Origin of the sequence: Dactylosporangium sp. NPDC051484 (assembly GCF_040689395.1) — a bacterium.
In the GTDB taxonomy this organism is placed as follows: Bacteria; Actinomycetota; Actinomycetes; order Mycobacteriales; family Micromonosporaceae; genus Dactylosporangium.
Genome location: NZ_JBFAZX010000032.1, coordinates 39373 through 56784, shown reverse-complemented (window position 1 = coordinate 56784; position 17412 = coordinate 39373). Strand labels below are relative to the sequence as shown.

Below are 17412 nucleotides of genomic sequence, written 5' to 3'. Positions count from 1 at the left end.
GCTCAGGCCACCGCCCGATCCTGGGTGGTGGCCTGACGGGCGCCGGTGGTGTGGGTGTTGGGGCGCTTGAACGCCCGCTGCAGCTGCACGACGATCGACCAGGTCACCTCGGCGACCGGCCGGGCGCCGTTGACCTGGACGAGCAGCTCGCGCTGGGCGTAGTAGTCAAGCAGCGGCCGGGTCTTCTCCTCATACACCTTGATCCGGTGGCGCACCACGTCCTCGGTGTCGTCGGCGCCGCGGGCGCGGGCCAGCATGCGGCGGATGAGCTCGTCCTCGGGCACATCGAGGTGCACCGCGATCTGTACGCCGACGCCCAGGCTGCCGGCGGTGCGGTAGGCGGCCTCGGCCTGCTCCACCGTGCGCGGGAACCCGTCGAGCACGTAGCCGCCGGTGTCGGCGGCGTGCAGGACCGGTTTGCGCAGCATGTCCATGATGATCGAGTCGGGGACCAGCTCGCCCTTGTTGACGATGTCCTTGACGGTCCGGCCGATCGTGGTGCCCTGGGCGATGTGCCGGCGCAACAGGTCGCCGCTGGAGATGTGCGTGATCCCGAACTGTTTGGCTATCGAGTCAGCCTGGGTGCCCTTGCCGGCGCCCGGCGCCCCCACCATCAGGATCCGCTTCGACCGCGGTGCCGCCGACTGCATCGTCATCTGCACACCCTTTCGCATGCCTGCTCATCGGCCCGCCGCCGATGGTCCAGCATCGCATCCCGATAGGTTACGTGCGCTGTGGGATGGCTGTGAATTTGTCCATTCCCGGCTGTGAACCTCGAAAGTCCATCAGCCGGGAATGCCCGCGCGTCCGGCGGTGTTGCGGTTCTACCGGGTGCCGAGCAGGTCGACGACGAAGACCAGGGTCTCGCCCGGCTTGATGACGCCGCCGGCGCCGCGCTCGCCGTAGCCCAGGTGCGGCGGGATGACCAGCTTGCGCCGCCCGCCGACGCGCATTCCGGCCACGCCCCGGTCCCAGCCGGTGATGACCTGGCCCCGGCCGAGGCCGAAGTCGAACGTGCCGCCCCGGTTCCACGAGGCGTCGAACTCGCGGCCGGTCGACAGCGCCACTCCCACATAGTGGACACTTACCTGCTGACCCGGCACGGCCTCCGGGCCGTCGCCCACGGTGATGTCCTCGATCACGAGGTCGGCCGGGGGCGGGCCGTCGGGCAGGGTCACTTCGGGCTTGCTCAGCGCCATGCGCTTGACTCCTTCGGTACGAAAACGTCGTCTCCATCCTGCCCCATGGCGCCGCGCCGCCGGCGCATGCGTCCCGGATGGGCGGCGTCGCGGCCGGCGACGGCTCCTGCTGGACCGGCCGTGCCGCCCCGCCGCCGGCCGCGGCCCGCGGTGCGGCGACGCGGCGCCCCGCACGTGGTCGCGCTGGTCCGCGCGGTTGTGCCGGAGGGCCCGGCCGTGGTGACCCCGCGGATGCCGCGCCATCCGCCCCGCCGGCCGCGCAGCCGGCCGCCGCGGCGCGGTTCCCGCGGCGCGCCGGGGCCGCGGGAAGCTGGTGGGGCGCGCTAGGTTCAAACGGTGACTGTGACGCCAGACCAGCCCTTGGACCTGCCCCGCACGTCAGGCGAGCTCCGCGCCGAAGGCCACCGGTTCCGCACCGTCAAGGAGGAGCTGCGCGAAAACCTCATCGCCCGGCTGCGCTCCGGCGAGCCCCGCTTCCCCGGCATCGTCGGCTACGACGACACCGTCCTGCCCGAGCTGGAGCGGGCGATCCTCGCCGGGCACGACCTGGTCCTGCTCGGCGAGCGCGGCCAGGGCAAGACCCGGGTCATCCGCGGCCTGATCTCACTGCTGGACGAATGGACGCCGGTGATCGCCGGGTCCGAGCTCAACGAGCACCCATTCGAGCCCGTCACGCCCGCGTCGCGGCGCCTCGCGGCCGAGGCCGGCGACGCGCTGCCGGTCGACTGGCTGCACCGGTCGCTGCGCTACGGCGAGAAGCTCGCCACGCCCGACACCAGCGTCGGCGACCTCATCGGCGACGTCGATCCGATCCGGGTCGCGCAGGGCCGCACCCTCGGCGACCCCGAGACCATCCACTTCGGCCTCGTGCCGCGCACCAACCGCGGCATCTTCGCCGTCAACGAGCTGCCCGACCTCGCCGAGCGCATCCAGGTGTCGCTGCTCAACGTGCTGGAGGAGCGCGACATCCAGGTCCGCGGCTACCAGCTGCGGCTGCCGCTGGACATCCTGCTCGTGGCCAGCGCCAACCCCGAGGACTACACCAACCGCGGCCGCATCATCACGCCGCTGAAGGACCGCTTCGGCGCCGAGATCCGCACGCACTACCCGCTGGACCTGGACCTGGAGATGGATCTGGTACGCCAGGAGGCCCGGCTCGTCGCCCGGGTTCCCGACCACGTCGTCGAGGTCCTCGCCCGCTTCACCCGCGCGGTGCGCGAGTCGCCGTCGGTCGACGCCCGCTCCGGCGTCTCCGCCCGCTTCGCCATCGCCGCCGCCGAGACCGTCGCCGCGTCCGCGCTGCGCCGGGCCGGCATCCTCGGCGAGGACCAGCCGGTGGCCCGCATCGGCGACACCGTGTCGGTGACCAGCACGCTGCGCGGCAAGGTCGAGTTCGACAGCGGCGAGGAGGGCCGCGAGATCGAGATCCTCGCCCACCTGCTGCGCACCGCGACCGCGGACACCTTCCGCAGCCGCCTGGCCGGGCTGGACCTGTCCGGGTTCACCGACCTCGTCGGCGAGGGTCAGGTCATCGAGACCGGTGAGCTGACCGGCGCCGAGGAGATCCTGCGTCAGGCCGGCACCGTGCCGGGGCTGGCCAAGGTCCTCGACCGGCTCGGCCTCGGCGACGCGCCCGGCCGGGGCGAGGCGGCGGCCGCCGTCGAGTTCGCCCTGGAGGGCCTGCACCTGACCCGGCGGCTGTCCAAGGACCTGACCGACGACGGCCGCACCGTCTACGGAGGCTGATCTTGCGGCACAACCGGTTCCGCTACGGGGCCTGGCGCGGCGGGCCCGACCCGCTCGCCCCGCCCTACGACGTGCGCGCCGCCGTCGACCAGGTCGGCGCGCAGGTGCTCGAGGGTGGCAGCCTGCGCGAGGCGCTGCGCGACCTGCTGCGCCGCGGCCCGCAGGGCGGGCGTGGCCTGGACGACCTGCTCGCCCGGGCCCGCCGGATGCGCCGCGACGCCATGCGCCGCGGCTCCCTCGACGGCGCCGTGACCCGCGCCCAGCAGCTGCTCGACCAGGCCCTGGCCGCCGAGCGCGACGCCCTCACCCGGCTGGACACCGACGACGCCCGGTTCGCCGAGGCCCAGCTCGACGCGCTGCCGCGCTCGACCGCCCGGGCCGTGTCGGAGCTGTCGGAGTACGACTGGACGTCTGACGAGGCGCGGCAGCTGTACCAGCGGATCCTCGACCAGCTCCGCCAGGAGATCGTCGAGCAGCGCTTCCAGGGCATGCGGCGGGCCCTGCGCGACCCGCAGTCGCAGGCCGCGATGCGCGAGATGTTGCAGGACCTCAACGCCCTGCTGGCCAAGCACGCCCGCGGCGAGGACACCGACGACGCGTTCGCCGAGTTCATGAACCGCCACGGTGACTCCTTCCCCGAGCGGCCGGCCAACGTCGACGAGCTCATCGACGCCCTGGCCCGCCGGGCCGCGGCGGGGGAGCGGCTCATGCGCTCCCTGTCGCCGCAGCAGCGCGCCGAGCTGGAGGAGCTGATGGCGCAGTCGCTGGGCGACCTCGCCGGTGAGCTCGCCCAGCTCACCGACAACCTGCGGGCGCTGCGGCCCGGCCTCAACTGGGGCCGGGGTGAACGGGTCCGCGGCGAACGCGACCTCGGCTATGGCGACGCCGCCGGCGCGCTGGAGGAGATCGGCGACCTCGACGACCTGCTCGACCAGCTCGGCCAGGAACACCCGGGCGCGACCCTCGACGACGTCGACGTGGAGGCGGTCGAGCGGCAGCTGGGCCGCGCCGCCGCCGACGACGTGCGCCGGCTGCGGGAGCTCGAGCAGCAGCTGCGCCGGCAGGGCTGGGTGACCCGCGGCGCCGACGGGCTCACGCTGAGCCCCAAGGCGCTGCGCCGGCTCGGCGGCACCGCGCTGCGCACCGTGTTCGCCCAGCTGCACGCCGGCCGCCAGGGCCAGCACGACCTGCGCGACGCCGGTGCCGCCGGGGAGCTCACCGGGGCGTCGCGGCGGTGGCGGTATGGCGACGAGCAGGCCATCGACGTCGTGCGCACGATCGGCAACGCCGTGCGCCGCCAGGCCTCGGGCGGGATCACCACGATGCCCATCGGCCTGGACGTCGAGGACTTCGAGATCGCCGAGACCGAGCGGCGGGTGTCGGCGGCCGTCGCACTCTGCGTCGACCTCTCCTTCTCGATGATGGCCGACGGCCGGTGGGGCCCGATGAAGCAGGCCGCGCTCGCGCTGTCGCACCTGGTCGCGACCCGGTTCCCGCAGGACGCGCTGCAGATCATCGGCTTCGGCCGCTACGCGACGAGGCTGTCGCAGGAGGAACTCGCCGCGGTCGAACCCGACATGGTGCAGGGCACCAACCTGCAGCACGCCCTCAAGCTCGCCGCCCGGCACCTGCGCCGGCACCCGGCCGCCGACCCGGTCGTGCTGGTCGTGACCGACGGCGAGCCGACCGCGCACCTGCTCGACGACGGCACCTCGCACTTCATGTGGCCCTCGACCAGGCAGACGGTCGCCGCGACCGTGCACGAGGTGGACCACCTGACCCGCTACGGGGCGGTGCTGAACTTCTTCATGCTCGGCGAGGACCCCGGCCTGCGCCGCTTCGTCGACGCGGTCGCCCGGCGCAGTGGCGGCCGGGTCTTCACCCCCGACGCCGGCGACCTGGGCCGATACGTCGTCTCCGACTACATCCGGGCCCGCCGGGGCCGCCGGGGGTGATCCGTGTTTGCGACCGCGGGACGAAGGGGTACCAGATCAATGTAGATCGGTACCCACCTCCCGGGAGCTGAAATGATCATCCTCGGTTTGATCCTGTTCCTGATCGGCCTGTTCCTCCACGTCGGCATCATCGAGACGATCGGTATCGTGTTGCTCATCGTCGGTGCGGTGCTGTGGATCCTCGGCTCGCTGGGCCGCCCGATCGGCCGGCGGCACTATTGGTGACCTCGGCAACGTGTGCTTCAAGGCCGGCGCCCCAGGCGCCGGCCTTGCTCTTTCCCCGGTCGGCGCGGGCCGCCGGTGGGCCGAAGGCGCCGCGGTTCGCGGCAGCGCCGTCCTGATGGACGACGAGGTGGTCACCGCGCCGGCCGGCTACGGCGTCGTCTGCGGCGATGCGGTCAGTCACGGCGCGACGTCCAGGCGCGAGGCGGCGACGGCACTCAGCCGCGGCGCGACGCTGTCCAGGCGCGAGGCGGCGACCGCACTCAGTCACGGCGTTTCGCCGCCGCGTCGTCACCGGCGTCGACGCGGTCCGCCTGACGCCGCCCCGGCCGGGTCCAGCCGGCCGGCTGCACCGCCTGGCGAATGCGGCCCTACGGCCCTATGATGCCCGGGTGAGCGTGCGACGTTTCGCGTGGGAACTGCTGCGGCTGATCATGCGCGGGCAGGGGCGCCGCCGGCTGTACTTCGTGCCGATGCCCGCCGACGCCGCGCTGCGCGAGCGGCTGTACCGCCATCTCGACGGTGCCGAGTGGGTGGCCCGATCGGTCACCGCGCCCGACGGCGACCGGTTCGCCGTCGCGGTGCTCTACGCCGAGCCCGGCGGCCGCCCGGATCTGTACGGGTGACCATCGGTGATTTGTTCGGCATTCGCCTGCCCGGCGAATCGCACAGACCGCGGACAATTCCCGGGCATTTGATCTCTTGCCATGGCTTGCGGGGGTGCAACGATCACCCGCGGCGCACGCCCGTGCGCCGAAATGGAGATCGAGGAGGAATGCGATGGCGGAACGCACGCGGCGCCGCGCCGACCCGGGCTGGTCGGCGGCGCTGCTGGTGGACGCGGTACTGGGCCTGGTGGCACTCGGGTCGGTGTTCGGATTCGCGGCGCTCGCCCTCGGCGCCGGCGTGGGCCCGAAGGGTGTCGCGGCGATGGTGCTCGCCGTCGCGGCCGCGGCAGGCCGGCTGATGCGGCGGGTGGCGGTCCGGGGTGGCCGAGCCGAAGTGGGGGCCTCCCGCTGCAACGAGAGACCCCCGTCCCGTGACCGCTGAACCCGTTGCGGGTCGGACCGGGAGCCTTGGCGGCTGCGGCGACGTTACCGCATCGTTGCGGGGCGCCACAGGGACGCGCGGCCGGTTCACCGGCACGTGGATACGGAGACGGATGCCGATGCGGCCGGTTCGCTCCGGCCGGTAAGGTGGCAGCCCGCGCCGTACGGCCGGGCCCGCCTCAGCCACCTGGATGACGCCCGTACGGTGATCAGATTGATTGATGAACAGCAATGCAAGTGGTGGCCGCGACGATTTTCCCGCCCGTTTGCGCTGGCGCGATCCGCGGCCGCGATGGCACGATTCCGACAGCCGGTCGGCGCCGGTCGGCTGCAACCGGTTGGCGCTCACGGGGCACCCGGCACAGTGCACCGCTGAACCCGATCCCGGGGGACGCCCTACGCCATCCGGTAGGGCGTCGCCCCGTCTCGTCACGCGAAAGCGAGCGCAGCAGATGGTCGCGACCCCTCCCCGGCGGCCCCTCCACGCCCACCCGCCCGCCGTCGCGGGCCGCTCGCGGTGAGCGGGCGGCGTGGCCGGCGGCACAACCGCATCCACGGCCACGGGCCGGTCGCCGAGTTCGCCCGGCTGTTGCGCTCCGAGCTGACCCGCGCCGGCACCCCCAGCCGCAGCGCGCAGGCCAAGAAGGGCAACTACGGCGCGAGCACCATGTCCCTGGTCGACAACGGCCGCACCATGCCGTCGTGGGCGCAGGCCGAGGCCTACCTCAAGGGCTGTGACGTCACCGGCCCGGACCTCGACGAGTGGCGCGAAAGCCACGCGCACCATGCCGCCCTCGCCGCCCGGTACAGTCCCGACCTCGACACCGCCGGTGATCGAGAGGGCCTGCTGAGGCTGCTCCAGGCGATGCTGCGGGACGTGGGCGTGGACATCGGCACCTGCGCGGACCGTGCCGCCGCGGCCGCCCGCGACGGTTGCCCCGACTTCGTGCCCCAGCCCGTCCCGGACGGCCGGGACCTGATCGTGTCCGCGGAGCCGGGCCGGCTCACCGAGCACGCGCTCGCCTGGCTGGTCTACACCGCCGGCGGCGCGCTCGACGACGTCGGCCGCTGGGTCGAGCGGCACCGGCAGCTCGCCGTGGCGGCCCCGCCCGCTCCACCAGCCGCGTCCGCCCCGCTCGAGGCCGCCGCGCCGCCCGGACCCGTCGTGTGGCCGGCCAGGGTCGCGGCCCCGCGACGGCGCCGGCGGACCCGTGTGGCGGCCGGGCTGGCCGCGTCGGTACTGCTGGGGCTCGCCAGTGCGGCCGCGCTGCTGGCCGGCGGCGCACCCGGCGGCCCCGGCTCGCCGGTCGTGGGAAACCTGGCGTCCGGTTCGGCGCCGCCGACCCTTGAGCCGCGGGCGGAGGGCGCCGCCGGGCAGCGCCTGCTCGACCTCGCAGACCGGGCCGAGCGGGCCGGCCCGGCGCCGGCCGGGCGGTACCGCTGCGTGCACCGCGCCGACTGGACCGTCGAGGCGACCGAGGCCGACGCGCCCGAGGTGCGCACCGACGAGCGGTTGTGCTGGGCCAACGACGCCCAGGGCCGCCGGGTCGTCACCGTGACGCGGCGCGGCGCCGCCCCGGCCACCCGCGCCGAGGAGCTGCCGCCCGGCGCGCCGCGGTCCGCGGGGCCGCCGAGCACGGACCCGGCGGTGCTGGCCGTCCTGGTCGGCGGGCAGCGGCCGAAGCCGGACGGGCATGCGCGAGCGTTGCTGCTGTGCATCGACCTCGCCGACAGCTACCCCCTCGACCCGCAGCAGAGCGCAGCGGTCCTGCGCATGCTCGCCGCGCAGGACGGGCTCGTGCTGCGTGGCCAGGGCGTCGACCGGCTCGGCCGGCCCGGCCTCGCGGTCAGTGCCGACGGTGCCCGCGGCAAGCGGGTCACGCTGCTGTTCGACGGTGCCGACGGGCGGCTGCTCGGCGCCCAGCTGGCCGAACCGGTGCCGGCGGCCGGCGCGGTCAACGTCGAGGACATCGCCTACGTCGAGTCCGGCTGGTCCGACCGCCTTCCCCAGCAGTAGGCCCGTTCAGCAGTACCGGTACACGTCGGTCGCCATGTTGCGGTAGGGGCTCGCGTCGCCGATGGCGCGCGCCCCGACCCCGATCTGGAACAGCCCGTACCCGCCGTCGAGGAACTGCACCGAGCCCCGCGACAGGTTGTAGTAGGCCGACTCCACCCGGTCCTGCCAGCCCCAGCTGGCCAGGCTCTGCCAGCCGCACGAGGACAGTTTCCCGCGCGGGTAGCCGTAGTCGGGCCGGTCGTAGAAGCAGAACCAGCCCGACGGGCAGTCGACCAGCGCGGTCTGCTGCCGTGGCGCGGTCACCGTCACCACGAAGCTGCCGCCGGCGTAGCTGATGTCCGAGCCGCCGACCGGCCGGCCGCCCGGATACGCGGTGAGGTAGGCGGCCACGTCGGACCCCACCGGCGCGGCCGCCGCCGCGCCGGCGAGCGCCAGCGCGGCCATGAACCCTGCGCACGTCTTCCACATGCCGTCCCCCAGCGGCGGCACCGCCGGACCCCCCGGCTTTCCCGCCGTGCCCGTGACCGTATGTGTCGTCATTGATGTGTGACCAGACGGCTTCATACTGTGGCATGAGTGAATGTGCGGCGCTCGCCACGCAGTACAGCACGGATGCGGCCGAATTGTGCGACGCCCGACGTTTGTGCAGGCCGCACAATTCGCGCGGCGCGGCATCGTACGGACCGTAACGGTCCGGCCGGTCTGCAACTTGCAGTCAGCGGCGTCGCGTACCGGCGGCGCGGACCGTCCCGGCGAGCGCACCGGGCATGACCGAGGGGCCCGGGGGAGCCGAGGCCCTCCACCGCGACGCCAGCGCCAAGCGGGTGGGCGCTCAGGCGTCCTCGTGGGCCGGGACGCGGGCCGGGGTGTCGCCCGCGGCCGCGACCAGGACCGCGCCCTCGCCGACACCGACGGTGACCGTGTCGCCGGGGCGGATCCCGGCCGCCGCCGGGCTGGGCAGGTCGACGAAGGCCTCGTCGCCGTCGCCGAGCCGGACCGACAGGCGGGTCAGCGCGCCGTGGAAGGTGCGGACCACGACCAGCGCGGTGCCGCTGTCCGACGCGCTCAGCGTCATCGCCTCCGGGCGTACCAGCACGACCACGTCGCCCGGGGCGGCTTCGCTGCCCTCGGCCACCGGCCGGTCGGCGCCGAGGACCCGCACCGTGCCGTGCGGGCCGAGGACGCCGGGCAGGCGGTTCATCGTGCCGACGAACTCGCCGACGAACGGCGTGGCCGGGCGGTGGTACAGCGTGTCGGGGTCGGCCAGCTGCTCCAGGCGCCCGGCGCGCATGACCCCGACGCGGTCGGCGACGCTGAGCGCCTCGCCCTGATCGTGTGTGACGAACAGGGTGGTGATGCCCAGCCGCTGCTGGATGCGGCGGATCTCGTCGCGCAGCTGGACGCGGACCTGCGCGTCCAGCGCCGACAGCGGCTCGTCGAGCAGCAGCACCCGCGGCTCGATCGCCAGGGCGCGGGCCAGCGCGACGCGCTGCTGCTGACCGCCGGAGAGCTGGTGCGGGTACCGCTTGCCGGCCTGCCCGAGCCCGACGAGCTCGAGCAGGTCCGCGGCGCGTTTGCGGCGGGCCGCGCCGTCGACGCCGCGCACCCGCAGCCCGAAGGCGACGTTGTCGGCGGCGGTGAGGTTGGGGAACAGGCTGAAAGCCTGGAACACCATGCCCATGTCCCGCTTGTTCGGCGCCAGGCCGGTGATGTCCCGGTCGCCGACCCATACGCTGCCGGCGTCGGCCGTCTCGAACCCGGCCAGGACCCGCAGCGCGGTGGTCTTGCCGCAGCCGGACGGGCCGAGCAGCGCGATGAACTCGCCCGGCTCGATGACCAGGTCGAGCCCGTCGAGCGCGCGCACCGCCCCGAAGCTGCGGCGCATGCCGAGCATGCGCACACCGACCGCACTCATGAGTCCCTCCGTGAGGTTGGGCGCCGGTCCGCCAGGGACACGACGAGGAGCAGGAGCCAGGTGAACAGCAGGCTGGCGGTGCTGACGGAGACGGACAGCTGCCCGTTCTGGCCGGAGATCTTCACCAGCCAGGTCGGGAGGGTCTCGAAGAGCAGGATGCCGGCGATCGTGTACTCGCCCAGCACCAGGCCGAGCGTGAGGAACGCCGCGCCGAGCACCGCGCCGCGCAGGTTGGGCAGCAGCACCCGCCACACGACGTCGAACCATGACGAGCCCAGGCCACGCGCCGCGTCGACCAGCGTCCGAGCGTCGACGGCGCGGATGCCCGCGTCCAGGGAGCGGTACGCGAACGGCGTGGCCAGCACGATGTACACGACGACGAGGATGATCGGCAGGTCGGGGTCCTGCGAGGAGACCAGCGCGTCGCCCAGCGGCGTGCCGGCCAGCTGGTCGGGGCCCAGGGCCAGCATGTCGCGGACCCCGGCGACCAGCGCGATCGGCGGGATGACCAGCGGCAACAGCGACAGGCCCTCCACGAGCGGGCGCAGCCGCGGCAGCCGCAGCGTCACGGCAAGCATCGCGGGCACGGTGACGAGCAGGACGCCGAGGACGCTCAGCACCGCCAGCGTCAACGAGCGGCGCAGCGCGCCGGCGAAGCCCTCGGCCTGGGGGATGCTCGTGTAGTACTCGCCGGTCACGCCGCCGTGGACCTTGTCCTGGACGGTGAACCAGATCGCCGCGGCCAGCGGGACCAGGAAGTAGACGCCCGCCACGATCAGCACGACGATGCTGGTCGCGTTCCTGCGCCCGCGTACGGCGGGAGCCTCGACCGGCCGCGTCAGCACCGCCGTCACCGCAGCCACCTCGCCGTCCGGCGCTCGATCGTCCAGTAGGCGGCCATCACGACGGCGACCAGGATGATCATCTCGATCGCCAGTGCCGCGCCGACGCCGGCGTTGTCGGGCGAGACGTTGCCGGACAGGGCGTTGGCGATCTGGAGCGTGACCAGGGGTACCGTGCCGCCGACCATGGCCTGGGCGGTGGCGAACGCCGACAGCGAGCCGCAGAACAGCAGCAGCGCCCCGGCCGCGATCGGCGGGGCGAGCAGCGGGCCGCCCACATGGCGCCAGTACTGCGCCCGGGTGGCCCCGAGGTTCTGCGCGGCCTCGGACCACTCGGCGCGCACGCCGTCCAGCGCGGGGGCGATGACGATGACCATCAGCGGCACCAGGAAGTAGAGGTAGACGACCGCGAGCCCGCCGAACTGGTAGAGGCTGAACGGGGAGTCGCCGAGGTCGAAGCCGGTCCAGTCGTGCAGCAGGCTGGTGACGATGCCGGCGTTGCCGATCGTGGCGATGAACATGAACGCGAGCGGGACGCCGCCGAAGTTGGCCAGCACGCCGGAGGCGGTGAGCACGAGCCGGCGCAGCAGGGCGCCGCCGGACAGCACGGCGCGGGCGACGAGCACCCCTGCCACGGCGCCGAGCACGGCGCAGACGACGGAGAGCTTGACCGAGCCCCAGAAGGCCGTGCGGTACCCGCTGCTGAACGAGCTCTTGATCGCGTCGCCCTCGAACGCGCCCGCGGCCAGGGCGAGCACCGGCAGTACCAGGCCGATGACCATCACGATGAGGAACGGTGCGACCGCCAGCCAGGGGCCGCACCGCCGGGCGCGGTCCGCGAGGGACCGCACCCGGGGCGTCGGCACGGCGGTTGTCACCCGGTCAGCGCCTTGGTCCAGCCGTCGGTGAGGACCTTCTTGGCCGCGTCGACCTGGTCCGGGGAGGGCAGCTGCGCGTCGGTGGTGTCGACCTTCGGCAGGGCGGCCAGCAGCGTGGCGTCGGCCGTGCCGGACGTGGTCATCTTCGGCAGCCGGACCGGCCGGGCCGCGCCCTTCAGCCACAGGTTCTGACCCTCGTCGGAGAACAGGAACTCCTGCCACAGCCGCGCGGCGGCCGGGTGCGGGGCGGTCTTGCTGATCGCCTGGCAGTAGAAGTTGCCGTAGACGCCGTCGCTGGGCACCGCGACCTTCCAGTCGATGCCCTTGGCGGACAGCTCCTTGGTGTAGCCGGCGTTGAGGTAGTCCCAGTCGATCGAGATCGGGGTCTCGCCCTTCTCGATGGTGGCCGGGGTCGACTCGACCGGGATGAAGTTGCCGGACTTCTTCAGCGCGGCGAAGTAGTCGATGCCGGGCTGGATGTTGGTGAAGCCGCCGCCGCTGGCCAGGGCCGCGGCGAACACGCCGGCGAACGCCGCGCCGGCCTTGGTGGGGTCGCCGTTGAGCGCGACCTTGCCCTTGTACTCCGGCTTCTTGAGCTCGGCGAATGTCTGGGGGCAGACCGCGATCTTCTTGGCGTCGCAGCCGATGGAGATGTAGCCGCCGTAGTCGTGGTACCAGGCGCCGGAGGCATCCTTCTGGTTGTCCGGGATGTCGGCCCAGGTCAGCACCTTGTACGGCGCGAACAGGCCGTCCTTCGCGCCGGACAGGGCGAACGCGCCGCCGAGGTCGAGCACGTCGGGCGCGCGGTCCTGGCCCTTGAGCGACTTGACGGCGTTGATCTCGTCCTGGCTCGAGCCGTCGGGGTTGTCGCTGTTGACCTTGATTCCGTACTTCTTGCTGAAGGTGTCGATGATCTCGCCGTAGTTGGCCCAGTCGCGCGGCAGCGCGATCACGTTGAGCTGGCCCTCCGCCTTCGCCGCGGCGACCAGCGCATCGAGCCCGCCGAGGTCCTGCGCGGACGTGGCGGAGGCGGCACCGCCGCTGTTGTTCTGGGCGTCCGCGGCCTTCTGCGATGACCCGCAGCCGGCCGCGGCGGCCACCACGGCCACCGACAAGACCACCGCGACGGTCCCGCGTCGCACGATGTTTCGCGTCATGCGCGACAGCGTCGGGTCGGGTGCTTGCCGGTTACTGAACGTCGTGTGTCACACCGGCCGATAGGTGCCCAACACCCTCGACACGGTGACGACGATCACGACGCGGTCGGGATTGCTCCGCGGCGGCTTGTACCGCGCCGCGTAGCGTCGCTCGGCGTCGGCGACGACCTGCGGATCTCTGGCGATCACGGCCTCGCCCTCGAGGGTGCTCCAGCGCCTGCCGTCGATCTGGCAGATCGCGATCCGGCCGCCGTGCTCGACATTTCGGACCTTCTGCGATTTGCCGGATGTGATGATCCGCGCCGTGTTCGTCGCCGGGTCGTAGGTGGCGCCGACCGGGACGCTGTGCGGGGTGCCGTCGCGGCGGATCGTGGTGACCGTGCACAGGTGCCGCTCGGTCCAGAACTCGGCCAGGCTACTCATGCCGTCGCCTTTCCAGCCTCGACGTGCACGTGCCGGTCGGTGCGCACCGCATCCAGCATCCGCCGGTCGTGCGTGACCAGCAGCAGCGTGCCCGGGTAGGTCTCCAGCGCCGACTCGAGCTGCTCGATCGCCGGCAGGTCGAGGTGGTTGGTCGGCTCGTCCAGGACCAGGCAGTTCACGCCCTTGCCCTGCAGCAGTGCCAGCGCCGCGCGGGTGCGCTCGCCGGGCGACAGGCTCGCCGCCGGTCGCACCACGTGCCCGGCCTTCAGCCCGAACTTCGCCAGCAGGGTCCGCACGTCGGCGGGATTCTGCTGCGGTACCGCGAGCTGGAACGCGTCCAGCAGCGACTCGGTGCCCTCGAACATCCGGCGGGCCTGGTCGACCTCGCCGACCACGACACCCGGGCCCAGGTAGGCGCGGCCCTCGTCGAGCGGCAGCCGCCCGAGCAGCGCGCCGAGCAGCGTCGTCTTGCCCGACCCGTTGGCGCCGGTGATCGCGATCCGGTCGGCCCAGTCGACCTGCAGATCGACCGGGCCCAGCGTGAAGGAGCCGCGGCGCACCACCGCGCCGTGCAGGGTGGCCACGACGGCACCGGCCCGGGGCGCCGCGGCGATCTCCATCCGCAACTGCCACTCCTTGCGCGGCTCCTCGACCACCTCGAGCCGCTCGATGAGCCGCTCGGTCTGGCGAGCCTTCGCCGCCTGCTTCTCCGTCGACTCGATCTTCTTCGACTTGCCCATCTTGTTGTTGTCGGACTGCTTGCGTCGCGCGTTCTTGACGCCCTTCTCCATCCAGGCGCGCTGCATGCGGGCGCGTGCCTCGAGGTCGGAGCGCGTCTCGGCGTAGTCCTCGTAGCGCTCCCGGGCGTGGCGCCGGGCTGTGGCACGCTCCTGCAGGTAGGCCTCGTAGCCGCCGCCGTAGAAGTTGACCTGCTGCTGGTGCAGGTCGAGCTCGAGGACGGCGGTGGTGCTGCGGGTGAGGAACTCCCGGTCGTGGCTCACCACGATGACGGCCTTGTTCTTCTGGCCGTTGATGAAACCCTCGATCCTGTCCAGGCCGTCCAGGTCCAGGTCGTTGGTCGGTTCGTCGAGCAGGAGGATGTCGTACCGCGACAGCAGCAGGCTGGCGAGCCCGGCGCGCGCGGCCTGGCCGCCGGACAGCGCCGTCATCTCCAGGTCGAGGTCAACGGCCAGGCCCAGGTCGGCGGCGACCTCGCCGGCCCGCTCGTCCAGGTCGGCGCCGCCCAGGGCGAGCCAGCGCTCCAGGGCCGCGCTGTACTCCTCGGCGGCCGCGTCGTCCCCGGTGAGCGCCTCGGCCGCCGCGTCCAGGCGGGTCTGGGCCTCGGCCACGCCGGTGCGGCGGGCCAGAAACGCGCGCAGCGTCTCGCCCGGGCTGCGGTCCGGCTCCTGCGGCAGATACCCGATCGTCGCCGTCGGCGGGTTGAGCTGCACCGCGCCCTGCTCAACGGGCAGCAGGCCGGCGAGGGTGCGCAGCAGCGTCGACTTGCCGGCCCCGTTCACCCCCACCAGACCGACCACGTCACCGGGCGCCACGACCAGGTCCAGGCCGGTGAACAGCGCCTTGTCCCCGTGCCCGGCGGCGAGATCCTTGACCACCAGTGTTGCTGCCACGCGTTCGTTCCTCCGATTTCTGTCGTACCCCCCGACTAGTGTCACCGATCGAGGAGTAGCGTGAATTCTGAAACGGCATCGGATCGAAACGGCATGCTCTCATCGGGAGAAACGCCTTGAGCACACCACCAGCGGCGGCCGCGCGGGCCGCGACAGTGGACACCACGCTGACGCACCGGCAGATCGTGACCATCCTGACCGGTCTCATGATGGCGATGTTCCTCGCCGCGCTGGACCAGACCATCGTGTCGACCGCCATGCGCACCATCGCCGACGATCTCGGCGGCTTCTCCCTGCAGGCGTGGGCCACCACCGCCTTCCTGATCACCTCGACGATCTCCACCCCGCTGTATGGCAAGCTGTCGGACATCTACGGGCGCAAGCCGTTCATCCTCTTCTCGATCGGCATCTTCATCGTCGGCTCGGTGCTCTGCGGGCTGTCCGGTTCGATCTACGAGCTCGCCGCCTTCCGGGCCGTCCAGGGCATCGGCGCCGGCGGCCTGTTCTCCCTCGCGTTCGCCATCATCGGCGACGTGGTGCCGCCCCGGGAGCGGGCCAAGTATCAGGGCTACTTCCTGGCCGTGTTCGGCACCTCCAGCGTCCTCGGCCCGGTCCTCGGCGGCTTCTTCGCCGGCTCCAGCGAGATCCTGGGCATCACCGGCTGGCGCTGGATCTTCTACATCAACGTGCCCATCGCTCTCGCCGCGTTCCTCGTCGTCATGCGGGTGCTGCACATCCCGCACCGCCGCCAGGACCACCGCATCGACTGGCCCGGCGCGCTCGCCCTCATCGTGACCCTGGTGCCGCTGCTCACCGTCGCCGAGCAGGGCCGCGAGTGGGGCTGGAGTTCCGGCCGCTCCCTGCTGTGCTTCGGCATCGGCGCGGTCGGCCTGGTGCTGTTCCTCACCGCCGAGGCCGCGTACAAGGACGAGGCCCTGCTGCCGCTGCGGCTCTTCGGCGGCCGGACGTTCTCGGTCGCCTCGATCAGCAGCTTCATCCTGGGCATGGCGATGTTCGGCGGCCTGCTGACGCTGCCGCTCTACCTGCAGATCGTCAAGGGCGCGACGCCGACCAAGGCCGGCCTCATGCTGCTGCCGCTCGTGCTGGGCATCATGACCGGCTCGATCGTCTCCGGCCAGGTCATCGCCCGCACCGGCCGCTACCGGATCTTCCCGATCGTCGGCTCGATCCTCATGTTCGCCGCCCTGGCGCTGTTCACGCGCATCACCGCCGACACCCCGCTGTGGCGCACGATGCTGATCATGGTGGTCATGGGCCTCGGCCTGGGCGGCAACATGCAGCCGGTGATCACCGCCGTGCAGAACGCCGCCAATCCGCGCGAGATCGGCGTGGCCACCTCGGCGGTGGCGTTCTTCCGGTCGATGGGTGGAACGCTCGGCGCCGCCGTCTTCCTGTCGGTCCTGTTCAGCATCCTGCCCGACAAGATCAAGAATGCCTTCACCGCGGCCCAGTCCACCGAGTCCTTCCAGGCCGCGGCGAGCGCCCACCCCGACCAGTTGCAGGGCATCCGCCAGGCCGCGACGTCCGGCAGCGCCAACTCCCTCAACAACACGTCGTTCCTGGAGAAGCTCGACGCCGCGCTGTCCCACCCGTTCAAGGTCGGCTTCTCCGACTCGATGAGCCTCGTGTTCATGGTCGCCGCCGGCATCATGGCCGTCGGCTTCCTGGTCATCCTGTTCCTGCCCGAGATCCCGCTCGTCTCGATGTCCGCCGCCCAGGCCCGCGCCGCCGAGGACGCCGCCGCGGCCGCGGCCGCCGCGCCGCCGTCGGCTGGTGCCGCCGCCGGGGCGGACGCCGGCACCGCCCCGTCGCCGAACGGTGCCCTGTCGCCGACCCTGGAGGCGAACGCATCCGCGTCGTCGCACTCGCCGAACGGGGCCGCGTCGCCGAGCGGCGGCGACTGGTCGTCGACGGCGCTGGTCTCGGCCGGAGGAGCCCACGAGGCCGACGGCGTCGCAGAGGCGAGCGGCAACGGCCACCGCCCCGCCCATGCCGCGCCGGACGGCGCCCACGAGGCCGACGCCGAGGCCCCAGCCACGGACGACCCACCCCGCCACGCCCGCTGACGCTCCATCGTTCGTGTTCACGTCCCGGCTCGGCGTCGTTGCGCCGGGCCCGGGCCGTCCCAGCTCCCGGCGCTGCGGCGCGTCGTCTACGCTGGCGCTCGATTTTGGGCGTGGCGGTGTGCGTGGCGTCGTTGCGTCGGGTCTGAGGACGGTTCACCCCATCACGCCCGCTGACGCTCCATCGTTCGTGTTCACGTCCCGGCTTGGCGTCGTTGCGCGCCGGGCCGTCCCGGCTCCCGGCGTTGCGGTGTGTCGTCTGGGCTGGCGTTCGATTTTGTGCGTGGCGTCGTT

At 72.8% G+C, this 17412-nt stretch carries 16 protein-coding genes; 7 read left to right on the top strand and 9 right to left on the bottom strand.

The features are described 5' to 3' along the window. Positions 1–2: 2 nt before the first annotated feature. Both AB0367_RS32980 and AB0367_RS32975 read right to left on the bottom strand, forming a co-directional pair. Positions 3–656, bottom strand: a complete 654-nt coding sequence (locus tag AB0367_RS32980) for an adenylate kinase (RefSeq protein ID WP_366230397.1) — start codon at positions 654–656, stop codon at positions 3–5. A gap of 168 nt (positions 657–824) precedes the next feature. Further along, positions 825–1193, bottom strand: coding sequence for an FKBP-type peptidyl-prolyl cis-trans isomerase (locus AB0367_RS32975; protein WP_366230423.1), 369 nt, complete (start codon positions 1191–1193; stop codon positions 825–827). Between the two features lie 342 nt (positions 1194–1535). Between AB0367_RS32975 and AB0367_RS32970 the strand changes: the two genes are divergently transcribed. The 6 genes from AB0367_RS32970 (at position 1536) to AB0367_RS32945 (ending at position 8188) form a co-directional block, all read left to right on the top strand. Continuing rightward, positions 1536–2945 carry a sigma 54-interacting transcriptional regulator gene (locus AB0367_RS32970; protein ID WP_366230396.1) on the top strand — a complete coding sequence of 470 codons (1410 nt, stop codon included), beginning with the start codon at positions 1536–1538 and terminating at the stop codon, positions 2943–2945. A 2-nt stretch (positions 2946–2947) separates the two neighbouring features. After that, entirely contained in the window at positions 2948–4900 is a 1953-nt protein-coding gene (locus AB0367_RS32965; protein WP_366230395.1) for a VWA domain-containing protein, read from the top strand. Between the two features lie 72 nt (positions 4901–4972). Further along, on the top strand, positions 4973–5125 hold the full coding sequence (locus tag AB0367_RS32960; protein ID WP_350558529.1) for a hypothetical protein: 153 nt from the start codon (positions 4973–4975) through the stop codon (positions 5123–5125). A 389-nt stretch (positions 5126–5514) separates the two neighbouring features. Next, complete coding sequence (locus AB0367_RS32955; RefSeq protein ID WP_366230394.1) at positions 5515–5748, top strand: hypothetical protein; 234 nt, start codon at positions 5515–5517, stop codon at positions 5746–5748. Positions 5749–5902: 154 nt separating this feature from the next. Continuing rightward, the gene (locus AB0367_RS32950) at positions 5903–6172 is read left to right on the top strand and encodes a hypothetical protein (RefSeq protein ID WP_366230393.1); all 270 of its coding nucleotides are present in this window, start codon (positions 5903–5905) and stop codon (positions 6170–6172) included. 516 nt (positions 6173–6688) lie between these two features. Further along, the gene (locus tag AB0367_RS32945; RefSeq protein ID WP_366230392.1) at positions 6689–8188 is read left to right on the top strand and encodes a hypothetical protein; all 1500 of its coding nucleotides are present in this window, start codon (positions 6689–6691) and stop codon (positions 8186–8188) included. Between the two features lie 6 nt (positions 8189–8194). On the opposite strand, the gene AB0367_RS32940 is transcribed toward AB0367_RS32945, so the two are convergent. From AB0367_RS32940 to AB0367_RS32910, 7 genes are all read right to left on the bottom strand, one after another. Continuing rightward, positions 8195–8677, bottom strand: coding sequence for a peptidase inhibitor family I36 protein (locus tag AB0367_RS32940; RefSeq protein ID WP_366230391.1), 483 nt, complete (start codon positions 8675–8677; stop codon positions 8195–8197). A gap of 343 nt (positions 8678–9020) precedes the next feature. Then, entirely contained in the window at positions 9021–10103 is a 1083-nt protein-coding gene (locus AB0367_RS32935; RefSeq protein WP_366230390.1) for an ABC transporter ATP-binding protein, read from the bottom strand. Next, complete coding sequence (locus AB0367_RS32930; protein ID WP_366230389.1) at positions 10100–10957, bottom strand: ABC transporter permease subunit; 858 nt, start codon at positions 10955–10957, stop codon at positions 10100–10102. Before AB0367_RS32930 ends, AB0367_RS32935 begins: the two co-directional genes overlap by 4 nt. After that, positions 10954–11823: an ABC transporter permease subunit gene (locus AB0367_RS32925; protein ID WP_366230388.1), complete on the bottom strand. Its 870-nt coding sequence runs from the start codon at positions 11821–11823 to the stop codon at positions 10954–10956. The genes AB0367_RS32930 and AB0367_RS32925 overlap by 4 nt, the downstream gene beginning before the upstream one ends. Beyond that, complete coding sequence (locus AB0367_RS32920) at positions 11820–12980, bottom strand: ABC transporter substrate-binding protein (RefSeq protein ID WP_366230387.1); 1161 nt, start codon at positions 12978–12980, stop codon at positions 11820–11822. The genes AB0367_RS32925 and AB0367_RS32920 overlap by 4 nt, the downstream gene beginning before the upstream one ends. A 48-nt stretch (positions 12981–13028) precedes the next feature. Further along, complete coding sequence (locus AB0367_RS32915) at positions 13029–13403, bottom strand: TIGR03618 family F420-dependent PPOX class oxidoreductase (RefSeq protein ID WP_366230386.1); 375 nt, start codon at positions 13401–13403, stop codon at positions 13029–13031. Beyond that, positions 13400–15034: an ABC-F family ATP-binding cassette domain-containing protein gene (locus AB0367_RS32910; RefSeq protein WP_366230385.1), complete on the bottom strand. Its 1635-nt coding sequence runs from the start codon at positions 15032–15034 to the stop codon at positions 13400–13402. Before AB0367_RS32910 ends, AB0367_RS32915 begins: the two co-directional genes overlap by 4 nt. Positions 15035–15150: 116 nt before the next feature. Here AB0367_RS32910 and AB0367_RS32905 point away from each other — a divergent pair, with 116 nt between their 5' ends. Beyond that, a complete protein-coding gene (locus AB0367_RS32905; protein WP_366230384.1) occupies positions 15151–17121 on the top strand; it encodes an MDR family MFS transporter in 1971 nt (656 codons plus the stop codon). The last annotated feature ends 291 nt before the right edge of the window (positions 17122–17412 follow it).